This is a genomic window from Mesorhizobium sp. M2A.F.Ca.ET.039.01.1.1 (assembly GCF_003998035.1).
Classification (GTDB): domain Bacteria; phylum Pseudomonadota; class Alphaproteobacteria; order Rhizobiales; family Rhizobiaceae; genus Mesorhizobium.
This window is the reverse complement of record NZ_RZRY01000877.1, coordinates 1-2,224: the sequence shown is the minus strand read 5'-3', so window position 1 is coordinate 2,224 and position 2,224 is coordinate 1. Positions and strand designations below refer to the sequence as shown.

Here is a 2,224-nt window from a genome sequence, read left to right as displayed (position 1 = left end):
ATCCAGACCATCCACGCCTTCTGCGAATCCGTGCTGCACCAGTTCCCGCTCGAAGCCAACATCCCGGCGCATTTCGAGATGCTCGATCCGCAGATGGAGGCCTCGCTGTTCGCCGATGCCCGCCGCGACATGATCTCGGGCGCTGGCGCCGGCGTCGAAGGCCTGGCGGAAGCCTTCGCCACGGTGCTGGAGCGCGGCGGCGAGTTCGGTCTCGATTCCCTGCTTGCCGAGATCGTCGGCAAGCGCGACGAGTTGCGCGATTTCATCGCCAAGCTCGGCAGGGATCGGGATTTCCGGCCGCTCTTCGCCGAATTCGGCTTCAGGCCGGGACAGACGGCCGAGGGCATCGCCGCTTCGCTATGGCCGCTGCCTGGCTTCGACCCCCGCCAGTTCGCCGAATTCGCGCATGCCGCCGAAGCCGCCGACGCGCGGCAGGTGCTGAACAACGTCATCCCCTATGCACGGGGCGCCTTCGCCGAAGCCGACCCGATCCGCCGGCTGCGGCTGCTGGCAAAGGCCTTTCTCAAGGCCGACGGCGACCCCTATGAGCCGCCCAAGATCTTCAAGAAGGCGCTGGTCGACCGGCTACCGGATCTGCCGGACCGCTATCTGGCCGGGGCCAAGGCGATCCTCGACGTGTCGGACCGGCTGGCGCTGTTCCGCATGCTGGAAGGCACGGCGGCGGCGCTCACCGTCGCGGGCTGGCTGATCGCGCGCTACGAGCAGTTGAAGCGCGGACGCGGCTTCCTCGACTTCAACGACCTCATCACCCGCACCGTGAGCCTGCTGTCACGGCCCGATGCCGGACCATGGGTGCAGTTCAAGCTCGACCAGGGCATTGATCATATCCTGCTCGACGAGGCGCAGGACACCAGCCCGGACCAATGGGAGGTGGTGAAGAAGCTGACGGAAGAGTTCTTTGCCGGGCTCGGCCAGCGCGAGGCAGTCAGGCGCACGGTGTTTGCCGTCGGTGACGAGAAGCAGTCGATCTACTCCTTCCAAGGGGCAGCGCCGGATTCCTTCGCTGAAAGCCGGCAGCTGTTCGCCGGGCGCGTGCGCGACGCCGAAGCCGCCTTCGCCAATCTCAAGCTCACCTGGTCGTTCCGGTCGAGCGACGATGTGCTGGCCGCCGTCGACCGCGTCTTCGCTGAACCCGGCGTGCGGCGCGGCATCAGCCACGATCCCGATCCGCTCAGCCACAAGGCGATCCGCAATGACGCGCCCGGCTATGTCGAGGTGTGGCCATCGGTCGGCGCCGAGATGGTCGAGGAACCGGACGACTGGACCTTGCCGGTCAACCACGCCAGCGCCCCCGCCGTGCGCGTCGCCGAGCATGTGGCCACGACCATCCAGACCTGGCTCAAGCAAGGCGAGGTCATCGAAGGCAAGGGCAGGAAGCTGACCGCCGGCGACATCCTGGTGCTGGTGCGCAAGCGCGACCGCTTCGTCCATGCGCTGTCGCGCAGCCTGAAGAACCGGCAGATCCCGGTCGCCGGCGCAGATCGGCTCAGCCTGCCCGGCCATATCGCGGTGCAGGACCTGATCGCGCTCGGACATTTCCTGATCCAGCCGGAGGACGATCTTTCGCTGGCCGCGGTGCTGCGCAGCCCGATCTTCGAGGTCTCCGAGGAGACGTTATTGACGCTTGCCAGCCAAAGGCCGAAGGGCCAGTCGCTGATTGCCTCGCTCAGGCATCACGCGGCCGAAGATGTTTCCCTCGCCGCTGTCGTTAGCCGGCTCGATGGCTGGGCAACCGAGGTCGCGTTCAAGCCGGTGTTCGAATTCTACGCCGCGGCGCTGGCGCGCGACGGGCTGCGCCGCAAGATGACGGCGCGGCTTGGACCCGAAGCCGGCGACATCCTCGACGAATTCCTGAGCTTTTGCCTGGCCGAGGAACGGACCGGACTGCCGGGGCTGGAATCCTTCCTGTCGACACTGGAGAATGCGGGCCCCGAGATCAAGCGCGAGATGGACCAGACGCGCGATGAGGTGCGCGTCATGACCGTGCACGCCGCCAAGGGCCTGGAGGCGCCGTTGGTCTTCCTGGTCGATGGCGGCTCGGCGCCGTTCAGCGACCAGCATCTGCCGCGGCTGATGCCGTTCGAAAGCTCGGGGACGCAATGGAGGGGCAAGGGCTATCTGTGGCGCTCGGCCAGCGATGTCGCCAATGGCGTTTCGAAGGCGGCCTCGGTGCGGGCGCGCGAACTGGCGGACGACGAATACC

At 67.0% G+C, this 2,224-nt stretch carries 1 protein-coding gene; it reads left to right on the top strand.

Annotated features, from left to right (window positions below; genetic code table 11):
* The coding region (gene addA, locus EOA24_RS34980) for a double-strand break repair helicase AddA (protein ID WP_127410652.1) at positions 1-2,224 on the top strand (2,224 nt) is incomplete at both ends.